Annotated in this window: 12 protein-coding genes and 1 tRNA gene; 8 read left to right on the top strand and 5 right to left on the bottom strand. The window is 59.0% G+C overall.

The features are described from left to right. Positions 1 to 62: 62 nt before the first annotated feature. A tRNA-Val gene (locus CU048_04805) sits at positions 63 to 137 on the top strand. A gap of 269 nt (positions 138 to 406) precedes the next feature. Next, on the top strand, positions 407 to 1,774 hold the full coding sequence (locus CU048_04800) for an aspartate aminotransferase family protein (protein ID QBR72665.1): 1,368 nt from the start codon (positions 407 to 409) through the stop codon (positions 1,772 to 1,774). Position 1,775: 1 nt separating this feature from the next. Here CU048_04800 and CU048_04795 read toward each other — a convergent pair whose 3' ends face one another. Next, positions 1,776 to 2,561: a hypothetical protein gene (locus CU048_04795; protein QBR70709.1), complete on the bottom strand. Its 786-nt coding sequence runs from the start codon at positions 2,559 to 2,561 to the stop codon at positions 1,776 to 1,778. Positions 2,562 to 2,577: 16 nt separating this feature from the next. Further along, the gene (locus tag CU048_04790; GenBank protein ID QBR70708.1) at positions 2,578 to 3,504 is read right to left on the bottom strand and encodes a hypothetical protein; all 927 of its coding nucleotides are present in this window, start codon (positions 3,502 to 3,504) and stop codon (positions 2,578 to 2,580) included. Positions 3,505 to 3,843: 339 nt separating this feature from the next. Here CU048_04790 and CU048_04785 point away from each other — a divergent pair, with 339 nt between their 5' ends. The 6 genes from CU048_04785 to CU048_04760 all read left to right on the top strand — a co-directional run bounded on the left by CU048_04785 (position 3,844) and on the right by CU048_04760 (position 13,255). Then, positions 3,844 to 5,754, top strand: coding sequence for a molecular chaperone DnaK (locus CU048_04785; GenBank protein ID QBR72664.1), 1,911 nt, complete (start codon positions 3,844 to 3,846; stop codon positions 5,752 to 5,754). A gap of 289 nt (positions 5,755 to 6,043) precedes the next feature. Next, positions 6,044 to 7,171 (top strand): molecular chaperone DnaJ, encoded by a 1,128-nt coding sequence (dnaJ, locus tag CU048_04780; GenBank protein ID QBR72663.1) that lies wholly within the window; start codon positions 6,044 to 6,046, stop codon positions 7,169 to 7,171. 172 nt (positions 7,172 to 7,343) lie between these two features. Next, a complete protein-coding gene (locus tag CU048_04775; protein QBR70707.1) occupies positions 7,344 to 8,153 on the top strand; it encodes a ribose ABC transporter permease in 810 nt (269 codons plus the stop codon). A gap of 1 nt (position 8,154) precedes the next feature. Next, a complete protein-coding gene (locus CU048_04770; GenBank protein QBR70706.1) occupies positions 8,155 to 8,901 on the top strand; it encodes an orotidine-5'-phosphate decarboxylase in 747 nt (248 codons plus the stop codon). 222 nt (positions 8,902 to 9,123) lie between these two features. Beyond that, entirely contained in the window at positions 9,124 to 9,927 is an 804-nt protein-coding gene (locus CU048_04765) for a 4-hydroxy-tetrahydrodipicolinate reductase (protein ID QBR72662.1), read from the top strand. A gap of 226 nt (positions 9,928 to 10,153) precedes the next feature. After that, a complete protein-coding gene (locus CU048_04760) occupies positions 10,154 to 13,255 on the top strand; it encodes a bifunctional proline dehydrogenase/L-glutamate gamma-semialdehyde dehydrogenase (protein QBR70705.1) in 3,102 nt (1,033 codons plus the stop codon). 34 nt (positions 13,256 to 13,289) lie between these two features. Here CU048_04760 and fliI read toward each other — a convergent pair whose 3' ends face one another. From fliI to CU048_04745, 3 genes are read right to left on the bottom strand one after another with little or no spacing between them, the layout of a single operon-like run. Then, positions 13,290 to 14,621: a flagellum-specific ATP synthase FliI gene (gene fliI / locus CU048_04755; GenBank protein QBR70704.1), complete on the bottom strand. Its 1,332-nt coding sequence runs from the start codon at positions 14,619 to 14,621 to the stop codon at positions 13,290 to 13,292. Further along, positions 14,618 to 15,343, bottom strand: coding sequence for a flagellar biosynthesis protein FlgF (gene flgF, locus CU048_04750; protein ID QBR70703.1), 726 nt, complete (start codon positions 15,341 to 15,343; stop codon positions 14,618 to 14,620). The genes fliI and flgF overlap by 4 nt, the downstream gene beginning before the upstream one ends. 2 nt (positions 15,344 to 15,345) lie before the next feature. Continuing rightward, on the bottom strand, positions 15,346 to 16,125 hold the full coding sequence (locus CU048_04745) for a hypothetical protein (protein QBR70702.1): 780 nt from the start codon (positions 16,123 to 16,125) through the stop codon (positions 15,346 to 15,348). Positions 16,126 to 16,347: the final 222 nt, after the last annotated feature.

Genomic DNA, 16,347 nt, shown 5'->3' with positions numbered 1-16,347 from the left:
AGCCTTTTTGGATAATCATGCGACAAAACAAACAGATAAAGACCATGAGCGCTCATGGTCTGGGGCGCGTAGCTCAGCGGGAGAGCACTACGTTGACATCGTAGGGGTCACAGGTTCGATCCCTGTCGCGCCCACCATTCCAATTAATGTCCGCTTAAGACATTTCCGCAAATTCGAGGGTAGCTCCGTAATCGGCACGCTCAAATCGACTGCCGCGTGCCGATGTCGCACCGTGCAAATCTGAGCCGGGATTTGAATTTCTCCGACCGTGACTGCTAAGGTTCGCGGGCAAGTATCCAAGCCGGGGACTTAGGGTCCTGCTTGCGAGGCAGGTGTGGGGATGAGAAGCACGAAGGTTCAAGACATCGGTTCCGATCGGAGCGAGCGGGATTTTGACATCGGCGCCTTGCTGGCCGAGCGTGAATCCGAGCGCTATGGTCTGCATACTCAACACATGAACGAGATGATGGTCCGTGTGTTGCAGACCATCGGCTTCGACGTCGGTTTTCAGTCAGGCCAAGGTCAATATCTATTCGACCGCGCCGGCACCCGCTATTTGGACCTTTTAAGCGGTTGGGGCGTGTTTGGGATCGGCCGCAACCATCCTCTCCTGCGCGAAACCTTGAGCGACGTTCTTGCCAGCGACCTGCCCAATCTCGTGCAAATGGATTTATCCGTTCTTGCCGGGCTCCTCGCGGAGCGTTTGCTCGGCTTCGTCCCCTTTCTGGACAAGGTTTTCTTTACCAATTCCGGTTCGGAGGCTGTCGAGGCCGCGATTAAATTCGCGCGCTGCGCCACGGGAAGGGGCCGCATCGTCTATTGCGATCACGCCTTTCATGGGCTGACCTACGGCGCCCTGTCGATCAATGGCGACGCAATCTTCAAGGACGGCTTTGGCGCGCTTTTGCCGGGTTGCAGCGCCATTCCATTCAATGATCTCGCTGCGCTCGAACAAGCTCTCGCGTCGCGCGATGTCGCTGCTTTTCTCGTCGAACCGATTCAGGGCAAGGGCGTTAATCTGCCGGACGATCTCTATCTTCGCGGCGTTCAGGCCTTGTGCCGAAAATACGGCACCCTGTTTATTGCCGACGAAATCCAGACCGGGCTCGGGCGAACCGGACGCTTTCTTGCGATCGAACATTGGGGGGTGGAACCAGACATTGTCCTGCTCGCCAAAACCCTTTCAGGCGGTCATGTGCCGGTTGGCGCCGTTTTGACCCGCAAAGCCATTTTCGAAAAAATATTCAATCGCATGGACCGGGCGGTGGTGCACGGCTCAACCTTTGCCAAGAATGATCTGGCGATGGCGGCGGGCCTTGCAACACTGGAGGTGATCGAAGCCGAAGGACTTATTCAAAGGGCCGCGCAAACCGGCGCGCGGCTGCTCGCTGCCTTCGAGGTTATGGCGGAACGTTACGAGCTGGTCCGCACCGTGCGCGGCAAGGGGCTGATGATCGGCATCGAATTCGGACCGCCGCGTTCGCTCAAACTCAAGGCGGCGTGGACATTGCTGGAGACTGTCAACGTTGGCTTGTTTTGCCAGCTCATCACCATCCCGCTTTTCAAGGATCATAAGATCCTCGCCCAGGTGGCCGGCCACGCAAACCACACCGTAAAACTCCTCCCCTCGCTCATCATCACGGAGGCGGATTGCGATTGGATCGAAGGCGCTTTTGATGCGGTCATCGCCGATAGCCATCGGGTGCCGGGCGCAGTTTGGTCACTCGGCAAGACTTTGGCAAATCATGCCTTGAAAGCCCATTCGGCGAAGTAGATCAAAGCGAATCGAGGGCCGAAATTGCGTGCTCGACCATCGGTAGTTCGCGGTCCGCGATCGCTCGCAGGCCGGGATCGCCATCGGTCTTGGCAAAATCACGATATAAAATCTGCAGCTGGACCAATGCCTCCATCAAACTTGAAACATAAAGCGTATCGAAGGCGTGGCCCTGGGAGGTCGAAAGCTTCTGGAGATTGGTTACTTGCGCCGGCAGCATGCGCGGCGCCGACACTTTTGGGGCGCCGGGGCCGATCCGGCCCGTAAGGGGAGAGCGAAGGGTCACGACAGGACCGCTCACATTGACCCAGCTTGCCAGCGAATTGGCAACTGTTGTTTGGTTCTTGGCGAGGTCCCCCGCCAAGTCACGGATTTTGCTGTTGGAAGAGTGGGCGATCGCCATTCGGCTTGCGGCTGCCACGAAATTGGCGCTCGGAATGGCGCCGGCAACAAATTGCCTCGTCAGTTCCGTGTTATTTGGCTTCGCAACGGAAGAATCGGCCGGCGGATTGGGGTCTGTCGCCGTTTGCGCCATGATCGGGCCCGCCGCCGCCGCGGCGATCATCGATTGAGCCAAGAGCAGGCGCACCAGCTTGTATCCCTTTGTCACTGTGCCACTCCGTTTACAATGCGAAGGCCGTGGATTTCCGCGCCATCTAGTCATGGACATCGAGCTTCTTGCCGCGGAGGCTAGAGCATGTTCCGAAAAAGTTGACCGACTTTTTCGATCAGAACATGCTCCAACTCGTTGAACTTGAGCGTTTCCTTTTCGATCAGATGATTCCATCTGATCGGGAAGCGCTTTAATGCTGCACTTCGCTTATTGGAGGCGTTGCGGGCGGGACGCCCGCATTGGGCTTCGACTCGGGCTTATAGACCGACTTGGCGCTATGTTTCGCCGTTGACCTTGCGGTGCTTCCTGCCTGGTCCTTCGTGTATCCCGCGAACGCCGCCTGCAGGGCAAGCGCCCGCGCCTGCGTGATGCGAAGCGCGCAAAACCCATGCACATCTTCGCGCGCATAATTGCGGCAGGTGACCTCGCGCAAAGACGAAAATCCGGCCTGTTCTCCAGCGATTTTCTTGACGGCGTTCTTATCCTTGCCGACGCTCGCCAGCAAGGTATGGAATCGGGCGCGCATGCTGGCCTCCGCGCGGCCGCGGTCTCGCTCCAACAGCTTTTCCTGATCCGAACCGATTGAGCTGCCGGCGGGTCCCCACAGTCCAGTTGGATCCGCACGGCAATCCGCCGCTGCGAAATCACATGTTTGCGGTATGCGAGTGATCAGGACGGCTTCCTCCAAAACCTCGAAGGAAAAGGGGCAGGCTTCGATTTCGACCTCATAGCGAGATACGCCGGCAGGCCGGCCGCTGAACTTTGCGGAAATGGGCGCCTGTGAAACCACGTCTACGCGGCAAGGCTCGCCCGGATGCGATATGGCTTCGCCAGGGATCGTCAGGCGGGTAATCTCAAGAAGCTTGTTTGCATCGTGCCGAAACGCGATGCTCCCAGCGAGGCCGTCATGAGCCAGTTCGCGGCCTAAAATCGTTTCTTCGCCGGGTGGCTTCAGGTCGGCCAGTTTTGCTTTTCCGGCTGCGGGGCCGGCGGGGTCGGACGACGGGAGCCCCGCTTCCGGCATCGCTTGCAGCGCTCCGGGAAGCATGAGTTGAGCCCGGGCCGTTTCCGGCGCCGCGACCAAGACCAGAAGCGCAAGTAGAAGAAAATGTTTCAACGGAAAGCCCGCCCGGAGGAGAAATGCGGCGGCAAGATACCATTTTATACCGCATATAGGCAGATTTGTCGCGACTAGACCGTCTAATCAAGGCAAACTTACCGGATTTTGGTCAACAAACTGGGCTATCTTGGGCTTGCCGAATCGATTGGATGGGTTGAGGCCGCCCAAACCTTCGTCTTGCGCGTCTCGACGGTCCTCTTATATACGGCGCATCTTGCGTTCGTACGCGGCGATACCAATTTGAACTCAATCGGGGACCGGGCGGAAGTCCGTCCGCCCATTTGCCGGATCGCTTCGGGATCCGGTGGTCTTGCGGATCGAAAGGAAGAACAAATCATGGGAAAAGTAATCGGAATCGACCTCGGTACCACCAATTCTTGTGTGGCGATCATGGAAGGTGCGACGCCGAAAGTTATCGAGAACGCCGAAGGTGCTCGGACTACGCCGTCGATCGTCGCATTTACAGATGACGGGGAACGTCTCGTCGGGCAGCCCGCCAAACGGCAGGGCGTCACCAATCCGGAACGGACATTCTTCGCGATTAAACGGCTCATCGGGCGGACTTTTGACGATCCGATGACCAAAAAGGACATGGGTCTCGTTCCCTACAAGATCATTCGCGCCTCCAATGGCGACGCCTGGGTCGAGGCCGACGGCAAGCAATATTCTCCGTCGCAGATTTCCGCTTTCGTTCTGCAAAAAATGAAAGAGACCGCGGAAGCCTATCTCGGTCAGCCGGTGAGCCAGGCGGTGATCACCGTTCCCGCCTATTTCAACGATGCTCAGCGTCAGGCTACCAAGGATGCCGGCAAGATCGCCGGCCTCGAGGTTTTGCGCATCATCAACGAACCGACCGCGGCGGCGCTCGCCTATGGCCTCGACAAGAAGGGCTCGGGGATTATCGCGGTCTACGATCTCGGCGGTGGCACGTTCGACATTTCCATCCTTGAAATCGGCGACGGCGTCTTTGAAGTGAAGTCGACGAATGGCGACACCTTCTTGGGAGGTGAGGACTTCGACACGCGCCTCGTCGAATATCTCGCGGATGAATTCAAGAAGGACAATGGGATCGACCTCAAGAAGGACAAGCTCGCTCTGCAGCGGCTGAAGGAAGCTGCCGAAAAAGCCAAGATCGAACTGTCTTCGGCGACCCAAACCGAAATCAATTTGCCCTATATCACCGCCGACGCGACGGGGCCGAAGCATCTCACCCTGAAGCTGACCCGCGCGAAATTCGAGGCGCTCGTCGATGATCTGATTCAAAAGACCGTTGAACCGTGCCGCAAGGCTTTGAAGGATGCGGGCCTGACGGCGGGCGAGATCAACGAAGTGGTTCTCGTCGGCGGCATGACGCGCATGCCGAAGGTCCAAGAGGTCGTGCGCAGCTTCTTCGGCAAGGAACTGCACAAAGGCGTCAATCCCGACGAAGTGGTCGCGATCGGCGCGGCGGTTCAAGCCGGCGTCCTCCAGGGCGACGTCAAGGATGTGCTTTTGCTCGACGTGACGCCCTTGTCGCTCGGCATCGAGACCCTCGGCGGTGTTTTCACCCGACTGATTGATCGCAACACGACCATCCCGACGAAGAAAAGCCAGGTGTTCTCGACCGCGGAAGACAATCAGACGGCGGTCACCATCAGGGTTTTCCAGGGCGAGCGCGAAATGGCCGCGGACAACAAGCTGCTTGGCCAATTCGATCTTGTCGGAATTCCGAGCGCTCCGCGCGGCGTGCCGCAGATCGAAGTCACCTTCGATATTGACGCCAATGGCATTGTCAATGTGTCGGCGAAAGACAAGGCGACCAACAAGGAACAACAGATCCGGATCCAAGCCTCGGGCGGTCTCACCGATGCCGATATCGACAAAATGGTGAAGGACGCCGAATCCCATGCATCCGAAGACAAAAAGCGCCGCGAACTTGTCGACGCCAAGAACCATGCCGAGGCGATGATTCACACCGCCCAGAAGTCCTTGGCGGAATTCGGGTCAAAGGTGGCCGAATCCGACAAGAGTGGGATCGAGGCTGCGATCACCGCTTTGAAAACGGAATTGGAAGGCGAAGACGTCGAAGGGATCAAGGCCAAGACGAATGATCTCGTGCAAGCTTCCATGAAGCTCGGCGAGGCGATGTATAAGGCCCAGGGTTCTGAACCCGGCGCAGAAGGCGGCGCCCAGGGCGAGAGCAAGGACGATGTCATCGATGCGGACTTCAAGGAAGTCGGCCCCGACGACAAGAAGAAATCGGCCTAAGAATTACGGCCGGAGCCGATATTGAAGCGATCCTGAGCCATTTCCGCTGGTGCGGAAATGGCCTTGGGATTGCATCTTCGTATCGGCGTGGGGGACGCGCGAAACAAGCGCAGCTTTGGCGGTGCCGGGCCTCCGGGCACGGTGATTATGCCGAGGGGCACCTCGACCTCGTCTTCTGCAGCGTTTATGCTCCGGTTGGCGGCGCTGTGACTGGGCTGTATGAAGGGACCGCGTGTAGAACGCATCCAGCGGGAGGCCAAGCGGTATAATGATCGGAACGCGAACGACGATGAGACGGGACTATTACGAAATCCTTGGCGTTTCCAAGACCTGTACCGATACAGAAATGAAATCCGCGTTCCGCAAGGCGGCGATGCAATGTCATCCTGACCGCAATCCCGACAATGCGGAAGCCGAAATTCAATTCAAGGAACTAAACGAAGCCTATCAGGTCTTGTCCGATTCACAGAAGCGGGCAGCCTATGATCGCTATGGGCATAGCGCTTTCGAGCACGGCGGGTTCGGAGCCGGTGGCGATGGTTTTGCCGCGTCGATGGCAGATATTTTCGACGATCTGTTCGGCGACGTCATGGGCGCGCGGCGAGGCGGCGGGCGCAGGGGGCCGGCGCGGGGCTCGGATCTCCGTTACAATATGGAGATCACATTAGAAGAAGCGTTTCACGGCAAGACTGCGTCGCTCACCCTGCCAGCTTCGGTCACCTGCGAGGCATGTGCAGGGTCCGGCGCCAAGCCGGGCGCGAAGCCGCGGGTTTGTCAGACGTGCGCCGGGCATGGCCGTGTTCGGGCGCAGCAAGGGTTTTTTGCAATCGAGCGGACCTGTCCCAATTGTCATGGCCGGGGCGAAATCATCGATGATCCCTGTCATCCCTGCGGTGGTTCGGGCCGCGTGACCCAGGAGCGCAACCTTTCGGTCAACATCCCGCCCGGTGTCGAGGACGGCACGCGGATCCGTCTTGGAGGTGAGGGCGAGGCCGGAGCCAAGGGCGGCCCGGCGGGCGATCTCTATATTTTCGTGTCAACGAAGCCACATCCGTTTTTCCAACGGGATGGCGCCGATCTGTTCTGCCGGGTTCCGATTTCGATGGTTCAGGCGGCGCTTGGCGCCGAACTGAGCGTGCACACGCTCGATGGTGGCGAAGCTAAGGTCAAGATACCCGAAGGAACTCAGTCCGGCAGACAGTTCAAGCTGAAGAACAAGGGCATGCCGGTGCTGCGTTCGCGAGATATCGGCGATCTATACATCCAGGTGACCGCGGAAACGCCGCAAAGTTTGACCAAGCGGCAACGGGAACTGCTCGCCGAGTTCGAAAGTCTGTCGTCGACAAAGACCCATCCTGAATCCACGGGTTTCTTTGCTAAGATGAAGGACTTTTTTGAGAATTTGAGCGGGCAGTGACCTTGGATTCCGCGGGAGGCACTTGCCCGTTTCCTCCAATTGTGTTTGTTGACGCCTCGCTCTTCGTTGGCGCATTGCGCTAGCAGCGCTCCATCCATTACGCGAAGCAAGGACAAACCTATTGCATAGCCAACCTTCCCGCTCGAACCGGCGCGATTCAAAAAAGCCCAATATGCCGATCGAGCGGCGGATCGCCGACGAGGCGCGGTTCTTCAGATCATGGCTCGATAATCCGATGATCGCCGGGGCGGTGTCGCCCTCGGGGCGGTCGCTGGCGCGTATGATGGCGCGCTACGTCGATCCGCTCGCCGAAGGTCCGATCATCGAGCTTGGACCGGGAACCGGAGCCATTACGGAAGCGCTTCTGGAGCGCGGCGTCGCACCTGAACGGCTGTACCTTGTGGAATTCGATGCTGGCTTCTGCAAGCTCTTGGGCCGGCGCTTTCCCGGCGTTCACATCATCAAGGGGGACGCCTACAATCTCTCGGAAACCTTGGGCGAGAGGCTCGGTCAGCCCGCCGTCGCCGTCGTCTCCAGTTTGCCGCTTTTGATGAAACCGGAAATACAAAGGCTTGCGCTCCTCGCCGATGCGTTCAATTGCATGGAGCCGGACGGCTGTTTTATCCAATTCACCTATGGTCCCGCTTCGCCCATGCCGCGCGATAAGTCGGCCATCAGTTTTCACACCGAGGCCTCTCCGCCTGTTTGGTTAAATCTGCCTCCGGCGAGGGTGTGGGTCTATCGTCCGTTGCGCGAAGGCGATACGGAGCCGCAAAAGCGGCAAAATCCGGCCCAAGAGTTTTTCGACAGGCTGCGCATGGGCACCGAAAAAATTCATCTCGACCTGAAGAGAGAGTTGGCGGCAGCCAAAGCCAGACTTCAATTCGATCTCGGACCGAAGGGGCGCAGGGGTGGGCGGGCACAGCCTGCGCCGAAAGCTTCGCGCAAAAATTCCGACCTCGAAAAGTCGCGCCGGCCGTGACATGAGCGCGGCCGCTGTCCTTCCTCCAAGGGAGGCGTCAGTCGCCCGCGAGAAACTGATCATTGCATTGGATTTCGCGACGCCGCGCCAAGCCGAAGAGCTGGTGGCAGTCCTCGACGACAGCGTAAGCTTTTATAAGATCGGCCTGGAGCTCGCCTATGGCGGCGGCCTGCCGTTGGCCCAAGAGCTGATCAAATCGGGCAAGCATGTTTTTCTCGATCTTAAACTGCACGATATTCCGACGACTGTGACGCGCGCCTGCGGCCGGGTGGCCGACCTTGGCGCCCGATTCCTGACGGTCCATGCCTATCCGCAGACGATGAAGGCGGCCAAAGCCGCCACTGCTGGCTCGTCGCTGAAGATTCTCGGAGTGACCGTTTTGACTTCTTGCGATGATCGCGACCTTGCCGAGGCCGGATATGCTTATGGCGTCCGAGACTTGGTGGCGCGCCGGGCGGCGCAGGCTCGGGCAGCCCACCTCGATGGCCTGATCCTTTCTGCGGAGGAAGCTAGCAACATTCGGGCCGCAGTCGGACCCAGCATGATACTGGTGACACCCGGAATCAGGCCCGCTGGCTCTGAGGTCGCCGACCAGAAACGAACAATGACTCCAGCCGCGGCCATTGCCGCTGGCGCGGATTATCTCGTGGTTGGGCGACCGGTCACTCAGGCCAAGGATCCACGCGCGGCGGCTGACGCGATCGTCGCTGAAATAGCCGCCGTGGGCTCACTCTCCCCGCAAAAATAAGACGCTGGGCGTACCTCCGGCCCGGCGCGCGACCCAGGCTGTAAGAAGCGAGCCAAAGTCCCAAAAATTATAGGATCTCGCGGTGACGGAGCTATGACGTGGATCTGGCGACGACCGATGGCCCGTAAAAAAGCCAACCGGTACGCAAGTGCGCGCTTTCGCTTGCAGCCGCAGCGGATTATGGACAGGATGGAGAAGGATTGAGGAGAAGCCATGAGCGAGATGCGGCTCGTCGTTGCCGGAGCAGCCGGACGCATGGGCCGCGTCCTGGTGGAGATCATCCGCCAGACGCCAGGTGCCCATCTGGCTGGTGCTATTGAGCAGCCTGGTTCGATCGCGATCGGCCAGGACGCGGGCCTGCTTGCGGGCTGCGGGCAAATGGGGGTCGAAATCAGCGGCGATGCGCTCCCCACGCTCATTGGCGCCGACGGCGTCCTCGATTTCACCTCGCCGCAATCGACTGTCGAACTCGCTGCTTTGGCGGCCCAAGCGCGGATCGTTCATGTCATCGGCACGACGGGTCTCGGCCCGGATCATCTCGCGCGAATAGAGGCTGCTGCCCGCCACGCGGTTATCATCCGCTCCGGAAATATGAGTCTCGGCATCAACCTTCTCGCGGCGCTCGTCGAAAAGGTCGCTTCCACGCTGGGGCCGGAATATGACATCGAGATCCTGGAGATGCATCATCGCATGAAGGTCGATGCCCCCTCCGGCACCGCCCTTCTCCTCGGCGAAGCGGCAGCCCAGGGACGCCACCTTGCATTGGACGAGCATTCGGTTCGAGTGCGCGACGGCCACACCGGGCTTCGCCGGGCAGGGGATATTGGCTTTGCCTCGCTGCGTGGGGGGACCGTGATTGGAGAGCACAAGGTGATCTTCGCCGGACCCGGCGAGCGGCTTGAGCTTGTTCATTCATCGGAAGATCGCAGCATTTTTGCACGTGGGGCCGTGCAAGCCGCCTTATGGGGCAAGGAGCAAAAGCCGGGCCTTTATTCCATGGCCGATGTGCTTGGATTGGCCGATTGAAATTTTGAGATGCCGCTGCGTCGCGCTTAGATCATGAACGTGATCGATTCCAAAAGCTTAGAGCGGGATGCGGGCGGAAAAACGGTTTCCACTTTTCCTCATCCTGCTCTAGACGCAGGATAAAAGGCACATCCTCGGGGATTGAGGTCTGGCCGGCCTGCAAAGCCGGCCGGGCCGACCTATATATTGTCGGAATGCGTTTCACCGCCTGCGAAAAATATCTCGCATGACTTCGGATTTTGCCAGTCCGGCTTTCTCGGCGCCCTACGCGGCGGATGATGAGCTTTTGGCTGCCGAGCTTCTCGAAACTGCGGCGCTGGACCAAGCGGCTGAAGCGCGGATCGATCGATACGCCTCGCGCCTCATCGCAGCTGTGCGCGCGAAATCGGCTGTCATCGGTGGCCTCGATGATCTTTTGCGCGAATATTCCCTGTCGTCGGAAGAGGGCCTGGCTTTGATGGTTCTCGCGGAATCCTTGCTGCGGGTGCCCGACGATGCGACAGCCGATAGCCTGATACAAGACAAGCTGACGTCGGTGAATTGGAGCAGCCATGTTGGAGGTTCGGAGGCTCTCCTGATCTCGGCCGCCGCCTGGGCACTCGGCTTCTCGGCGCGGGTTGTGGGCAAAGGCAAGACGCCGGAAGGGGTTGTCGTCGCCCTTGCGCATAGGATTGGCGCGGGCGCCGTGCGGACCGCCGCGCGCGGGGCTGTCCAGCTCATGGGTTCGCATTTCGTGTATGGGCAAACGATCGAGGACGCCTTGCGCCGAGCCTGTTCGGGCGAGGCGCGGAAAAATCGCTTTTCTTTCGACATGCTCGGAGAAGGCGCTCGCACCGAAACCGATGCGAAGGCGTATTTTGATTCATATGCGCATGCAATCGAGGCGATCGGCCAGGCGGCCGAGCGTCACGCTCTATTTGAACAGCCAGGTATTTCGGTCAAACTCTCGGCGCTGCATCCTCGCTACGAACCGATGTCTCGCCAGCGTGTTCTCGCGGAACTCGTCCCCCGGGTTGCCGAACTGGCACGGACGGCCAAACGACATGACTTGCGCTTTACCATTGACGCCGAGGAAGCCGACAGGCTCGAAATCTCGCTCGATGTCGTTGATCTATTGCTGGCGGATAGCACGCTTGCGGGGTGGGACGGCTTCGGCCTCGCCGTGCAGGCCTATCAGAAGCGCGCCTCGGCGGTCATCGATCATATAGGCGCGGTGGCACGCCAATATGATCGCCGCATCATGGTGCGGCTCGTCAAGGGCGCTTATTGGGACACGGAAATCAAACGGGCGCAGGAACGCGGCCTGGCCGATTATCCGGTCTTTACGCGTAAGGCGATGACCGATCTCAACTACTTGGCCTGCGCGCGGAAGCTGCTCGGGATGCGCGGTTTTATCCTCCCCCAATTTGGGACCCATAATGCGCTGACGATTGCAAGCATCGTCGAGTTGGCTAAGGGGTCTGAAGGCTATGAACTCCAGCGTCTCCATGGGATGGGAGACGACCTTTTCGCGTCTTTGCATGGTCAACTCCCGGAGATCACCTGCCGGGTTTATGCGCCGGTCGGCATGCATGAGGATTTGCTGGCGTATCTCGTGCGTCGGCTTCTCGAGAATGGCGCAAATTCGTCCTTTGTTGCGCGTGTCGGCGATCCTCACCTCCCTGTGGCCGAGCTTCTCACCCGCCCGCAAACCCTGATTGGTGATACCGCGAACGCCCGCGCCGCCGATCTGCCATTGCCTGAAGATATCCACATGCCCTCGCGCAAGCTCGCAAGTGGGATTGAATTTGGCGACCGGGGCTCGATCCGCGGTCTGACCGACGCCATTGCGAATGCGGTTCAAGTCGGGGACGCGGCACCTATTATCTCAGGTGTTCGGCATGAGGGAGACTCCCGCCAAGCTGTCTCGCCGATCGATGGGACGACCATTGGCCGCGTCCATGAAACCCCGTTCGAACTCTTGCCGGCCGCTTTGCAGGAGGCTCATGCCGGCTTTCGCCTCTGGTCCCGGATGCCAGTGGGCCTTCGCGCCGCCTGTCTCGATCGGGCTGCAAAACATATGGAGATGGAAGCACCGCGTTTGCTTGGATTGCTGCAAGCCGAGGCGGGCAAGATTTTGGAGGATGCTGTCGGGGAATGGCGGGAAGCGATCGACTTCTGCCATTATTATGCACATGAGGCGCGGCGCGCATTTACGACGTCCAGCGTCATGCCGGGACCGACGGGAGAAGACAATCTTCTCAATTGCCACGGGCGCGGCGTGTTCTTGTGTATCAGCCCCTGGAATTTTCCATTGTCGATTTTCGTGGGTCAAGTTGCCGCTGCGCTCGTCGCCGGAAATGCCGTTCTTGCCAAACCCGCCGAACAATCCTCTCTGATCGCCGCTCTTGTTGTTGGACTTTTCCATGCGGCCGGCGTGCCGAACTCCGCACTTCACTGCCTGCCGGGCGGTGGTGAGCTCGGCGCCGCACTTGTCGATCTGCCCGGTGTCGCCGGAGTGGCCTTTACCGGCTCCATGGAAACCGCGGCGAAAATCAACCGGCGACTGGCTGCGAAGGATGGACCGATCCCCGTCCTGATCGCGGAGACCGGCGGTATCAACGCAATGATCGTGGACGCAACCGCCTTGCCGGAACAGGTTTGCGACGATGTGCTCGCCTCGGCATTCCGATCGGCAGGGCAGCGTTGCTCGGCGCTCAGGCTTCTATGCGTGCAAGAGGATATCGCAGACAAGGTGCTCGCGATGATCTCCGGCGCGGCCGATGAACTTTTGATCGGCGATCCGCGCGATCCGCAGGTTCACATTGGCCCGGTGATCGATGGAGAGGCCAAGGCTGGGCTCGAGGCGCATATTGAGACGATGCGAAATTCGGCGATCGTGCGGTTCGCGGGAAAGATACCTTGGAGCGCGCCGCCGAATGGCTTTTATGTTCCCCCGCATATTTTTGAATTGGCGGCTGTCGGCGATCTTAAACGCGAGATTTTCGGTCCGATCCTCCATGTCGTGCGCTACAGGGCAACCGAGCTCGACGGTTTGCTTGACGCGATCGAGGCCAAGGGGTTTGGTTTAACGCTCGGGGTGCACTCGCGCATTGACGCGACGATCAATCATATCATCGGCCGGCGCTTGGCGGGCAACTGCTATGTAAACCGCAACATGATCGGTGCTGTCGTCGGCACCCAGCCCTTCGGCGGATCCGGCCTCTCTGGCACCGGTCCCAAGGCAGGCGGACCGCATTATCTCGATCGGTTCTGTCTTGAGCAGACCGTCTCGATCAACACAGCGGCGGTGGGTGGAAACGCCAGCCTGATCAACTCTACGCAATAATTCTGCCCAGGTTTCAGCCGCGAAGACTCCCGGATCAGGTTGGTTGGAGAATTTTCGCAAGCTCTCGAAATGCATCCCTGCTCGCGGGAGACTTTGGCGACTGAGCGATGGCTTCATAAATCTTTGGAACCAGCGTAACCGCTTGGTCGAGTGCCGGGTCACTGCCGGGCCGGTATCCGCCCATCAGCCGCAGATCGCGCGTTTCTTCGTAACGCGCAATGAGAGCGCGGAGTTCGACGACCAGGTTATGCTCCTCGCTGGTCCAAGCATTCTGCGCGAGGCGCGAGATCGATGTTAAAACATTGACGGCAGGAAAACGCCCTTGATCCGCGATGGCGCGATCGAGGACGATATGCCCATCGAGGGTCCCGCGAATGGCGTCGGCGACGGGGTCATTATGGTCGTCTCCATCGACGAGAACCGAGAAAATCCCGGTAATGGAGCCTTTGCCGGCTTCTCCTGGTCCCGCTCTTTCCAGGAGCTTCGGCAGATCGCTGAAAACGCTCGGCGCGTAACCCCGCGCGACCGCCGGCTCACCGGCCGCCAGCGCAACGTCCCGGGCCGCATGCGCAAAACGCGTGATGGAGTCGATAATGAGGAGAACGGACTCTCCCTCATCTCGGAAATATTCGGCAATGCTCATCGCGGTTTTCGGGGCAAGACGCCGCATCGTCGGGCTTTCGTCTCCGGTTGCCACGACCGCGATCGACGAAGACCTGTTCACGGCCAAAGCATCGTCGAGAAACTCGCGCACTTCGCGGCCCCGCTCGCCGGTGAGCGCGATCACCAAAGTGTCGAAACCGGGCGATCCTGCCAGCATCGCTAGGAGAGTTGATTTCCCGACACCGCTTCCGGCAAAAATCCCAATGCGCTGGCCAGCGCAAATCGGAGTAAAGAGATCGATGACCCGAACCCCGGTTTTCAGGGGCTTTTGCACACGGGTGCGGCGCAGCGTGGGAGGAGGAGACGCCTCAAGCGCGATTCGCCGGTTACCCATCGTGAGCGGACCCGCCGAATCGATGGGCGTGGCGAGCGCGTTGATCACCCGTCCTTTCCAGCTTCGATGGGGAGCAATCCGCAACGGACCGGCGCAATTGGCTCTCTCGCCAAGGCGTGCAAAATGATTTGCCTCGAAGGCCTTGAGCGTGGTGCCTTGTTCGTCAAGTCGTACAACTTCTGCGAGCTGAGAGATGCCATCCTTCGCTAAGGAAACGCAATCACCGAGATTGAGAAAGCGCGACAGGCCTGCGACTCTTGTGTGCGACGGTGTGACCTCCACGATGCTGCCCGAAATGCGGAGCAATGTGAGTTCGTGACTTGCCTTCGTGATGGAGCGTTCGAGATGGACAAGAGCGGGCGAGGTCACGTCAGCCCGCCGAGCGTCTTGATCGCATCCTTCAGCGAAGTCTCAGAGCTCTCAATCGCCGAAGAGACACTTTCAAATGATCTCGAGACCATGATCAATTTCGCCATCTCCAATATCGGATTGACGTTGGCTTCCTCCACATAGCCTTGGGCGATGCCGTTCTCCGTAAAATCGAGAACTGGCGTCGCGGCCCCGCCGGATGTCACGCCGGAATTGTCGAAACGTTTGAGCTTCGCGAGTCGATCAAGTTTGAATAGTCCGATGGCACCGATCTGCAGGCTTCCCTGGGTGATCATGCCGTCTTGAGCAATCGTTATAGGTCCGCCATTGGGATCAAGCGCGATCGGGCTGTTGCCCGCGTCGAGCACGCCATACCCGTTGACGCTCTGAAGCGCGCCGTTGGGCTGCATGCGCATGCGGCCGTCGCGCGTATAGACCGTTCCCGCAGGCCCTTGCAGCGCGATCCAGCAGTCGCCATGGACCGCCACATCGAGCGGATTGCCAGTCTTGGTGGCGACGCCTGGCTGCCGTGAAATATAGGTATCGCCCCGCGACGCATAGGCGACGGGACTGCTGCCAGCGCGCGATATCAGCGTCTTGAAGTCGACTTCTTCGGCTCGATAGCCTGGCGTGGTCTGGTTTGCGATATTCGTCGCGATGGTCGTGAGGCGCCTTTCGAGTGCGGTTTGGGCGGAGAGGGTGACATAAAGGCCGGATTGCATGCTCACGAGCCTCCGAGTTTCAGCTGCGCAAGATTTATAAGGAGATCCGAACTGATGTTCGGCGCGCTGATCTCGAGGGCGGAGGACGGCGTGGTCGCTGTCGCTGTTGCGTTCTTGGAGTCATAGGTGGCGGTGAATCGCTCTATGAACTTTTGCAATTTGTTTGGATTACGCAGATCCGCGATCTTGATTTGGCTCATGATCATCTTGGCTTGAACATCGATATTCGCTTGCGACATGGAAGGCGAAAGACCAAGGGTTGTCTGCGCAACGCTCAAGAGCGTTTTATCGCCAAGGATCGTGTAGGCGCTCGTGATCGAAGGGGCCATGCGCTGGAAATAGAGCGCCATTTGAGTGCCCTTGTTCTGCTGGCCGACCTTGGTTTCCAGCGTCTGCTCAAGATATTGGTCGACGGTGCCCTGCTTGGCGGCGGCCGTGTGTGTGGCGTTTGGGCCATCGGCTGGAAAGTTAAATGCGGTCGCCAGAGCCTTGTAACGTGGATCGTGCAAGGTATTGGCAAGGCTTGCTGGTTTGGAGATACCACCTTCAAGCACCTTCCGAATGAACCCCTTTGCATGAATCATGTCGTTCAAGCCATAGGCCTTCATGACATAAGTGAAGAGCTTGTCGCTCTTTATCAGGTCTTCGGCAGTCTTTATGTTGCCGATGTTAGCGAGAAAAAATTTCGTCTCTCGGGCAACGGTTGGATCTCCAGCCGTTGCAGACAGAGTCTTTGAATAATTTTTGGTGATCGCGTTGAAATAGACTGTGGCTGTCAGCATGGCGCTTGCCTCATGGAGCGCTTGAGTGTCGCAGATGCAACTTGCTCAGGCCTGATCAGATTGGCGACAAATCTCCCTTTCGTATGAAGGAACGGATGATTTAAAAGCCGGTGCGACATCCAAGGTCGCAGCCAACGCATTGGCGATATTGCGAGTAGTTTGAGCGATTTTGTTCAGTCTGGTGCAAGGCGGCTGCTTTAACGATCTGAGAGGCCTTGGCAC

Source organism: Beijerinckiaceae bacterium (assembly GCA_004564215.1).
Lineage (GTDB): Bacteria > Pseudomonadota > Alphaproteobacteria > Rhizobiales > Beijerinckiaceae > Methylocapsa.
Note: the sequence above shows the minus strand (reverse complement) of the source record. Positions and strands in the feature narration are given on the sequence as shown.

Coding starts and splice junctions, on each gene's coding strand:
- CU048_04765 (QBR72662.1), top strand. CDS start 9,124: ATGCGGCTCGTCGTTGCCGGAGCAGCCGGACGCATGGGCCGCGTCCTG.
- CU048_04760 (QBR70705.1), top strand. CDS start 10,154: ATGACTTCGGATTTTGCCAGTCCGGCTTTCTCGGCGCCCTACGCGGCG.
- CU048_04795 (QBR70709.1), bottom strand. CDS start 2,561: ATGGAATCATCTGATCGAAAAGGAAACGCTCAAGTTCAACGAGTTGGA.
- dnaJ (QBR72663.1), top strand. CDS start 6,044: ATGAGACGGGACTATTACGAAATCCTTGGCGTTTCCAAGACCTGTACC.
- CU048_04770 (QBR70706.1), top strand. CDS start 8,155: ATGAGCGCGGCCGCTGTCCTTCCTCCAAGGGAGGCGTCAGTCGCCCGC.
- CU048_04745 (QBR70702.1), bottom strand. CDS start 16,125: ATGCTGACAGCCACAGTCTATTTCAACGCGATCACCAAAAATTATTCA.
- CU048_04785 (QBR72664.1), top strand. CDS start 3,844: ATGGGAAAAGTAATCGGAATCGACCTCGGTACCACCAATTCTTGTGTG.
- flgF (QBR70703.1), bottom strand. CDS start 15,343: ATGCAATCCGGCCTTTATGTCACCCTCTCCGCCCAAACCGCACTCGAA.
- CU048_04775 (QBR70707.1), top strand. CDS start 7,344: ATGCCGATCGAGCGGCGGATCGCCGACGAGGCGCGGTTCTTCAGATCA.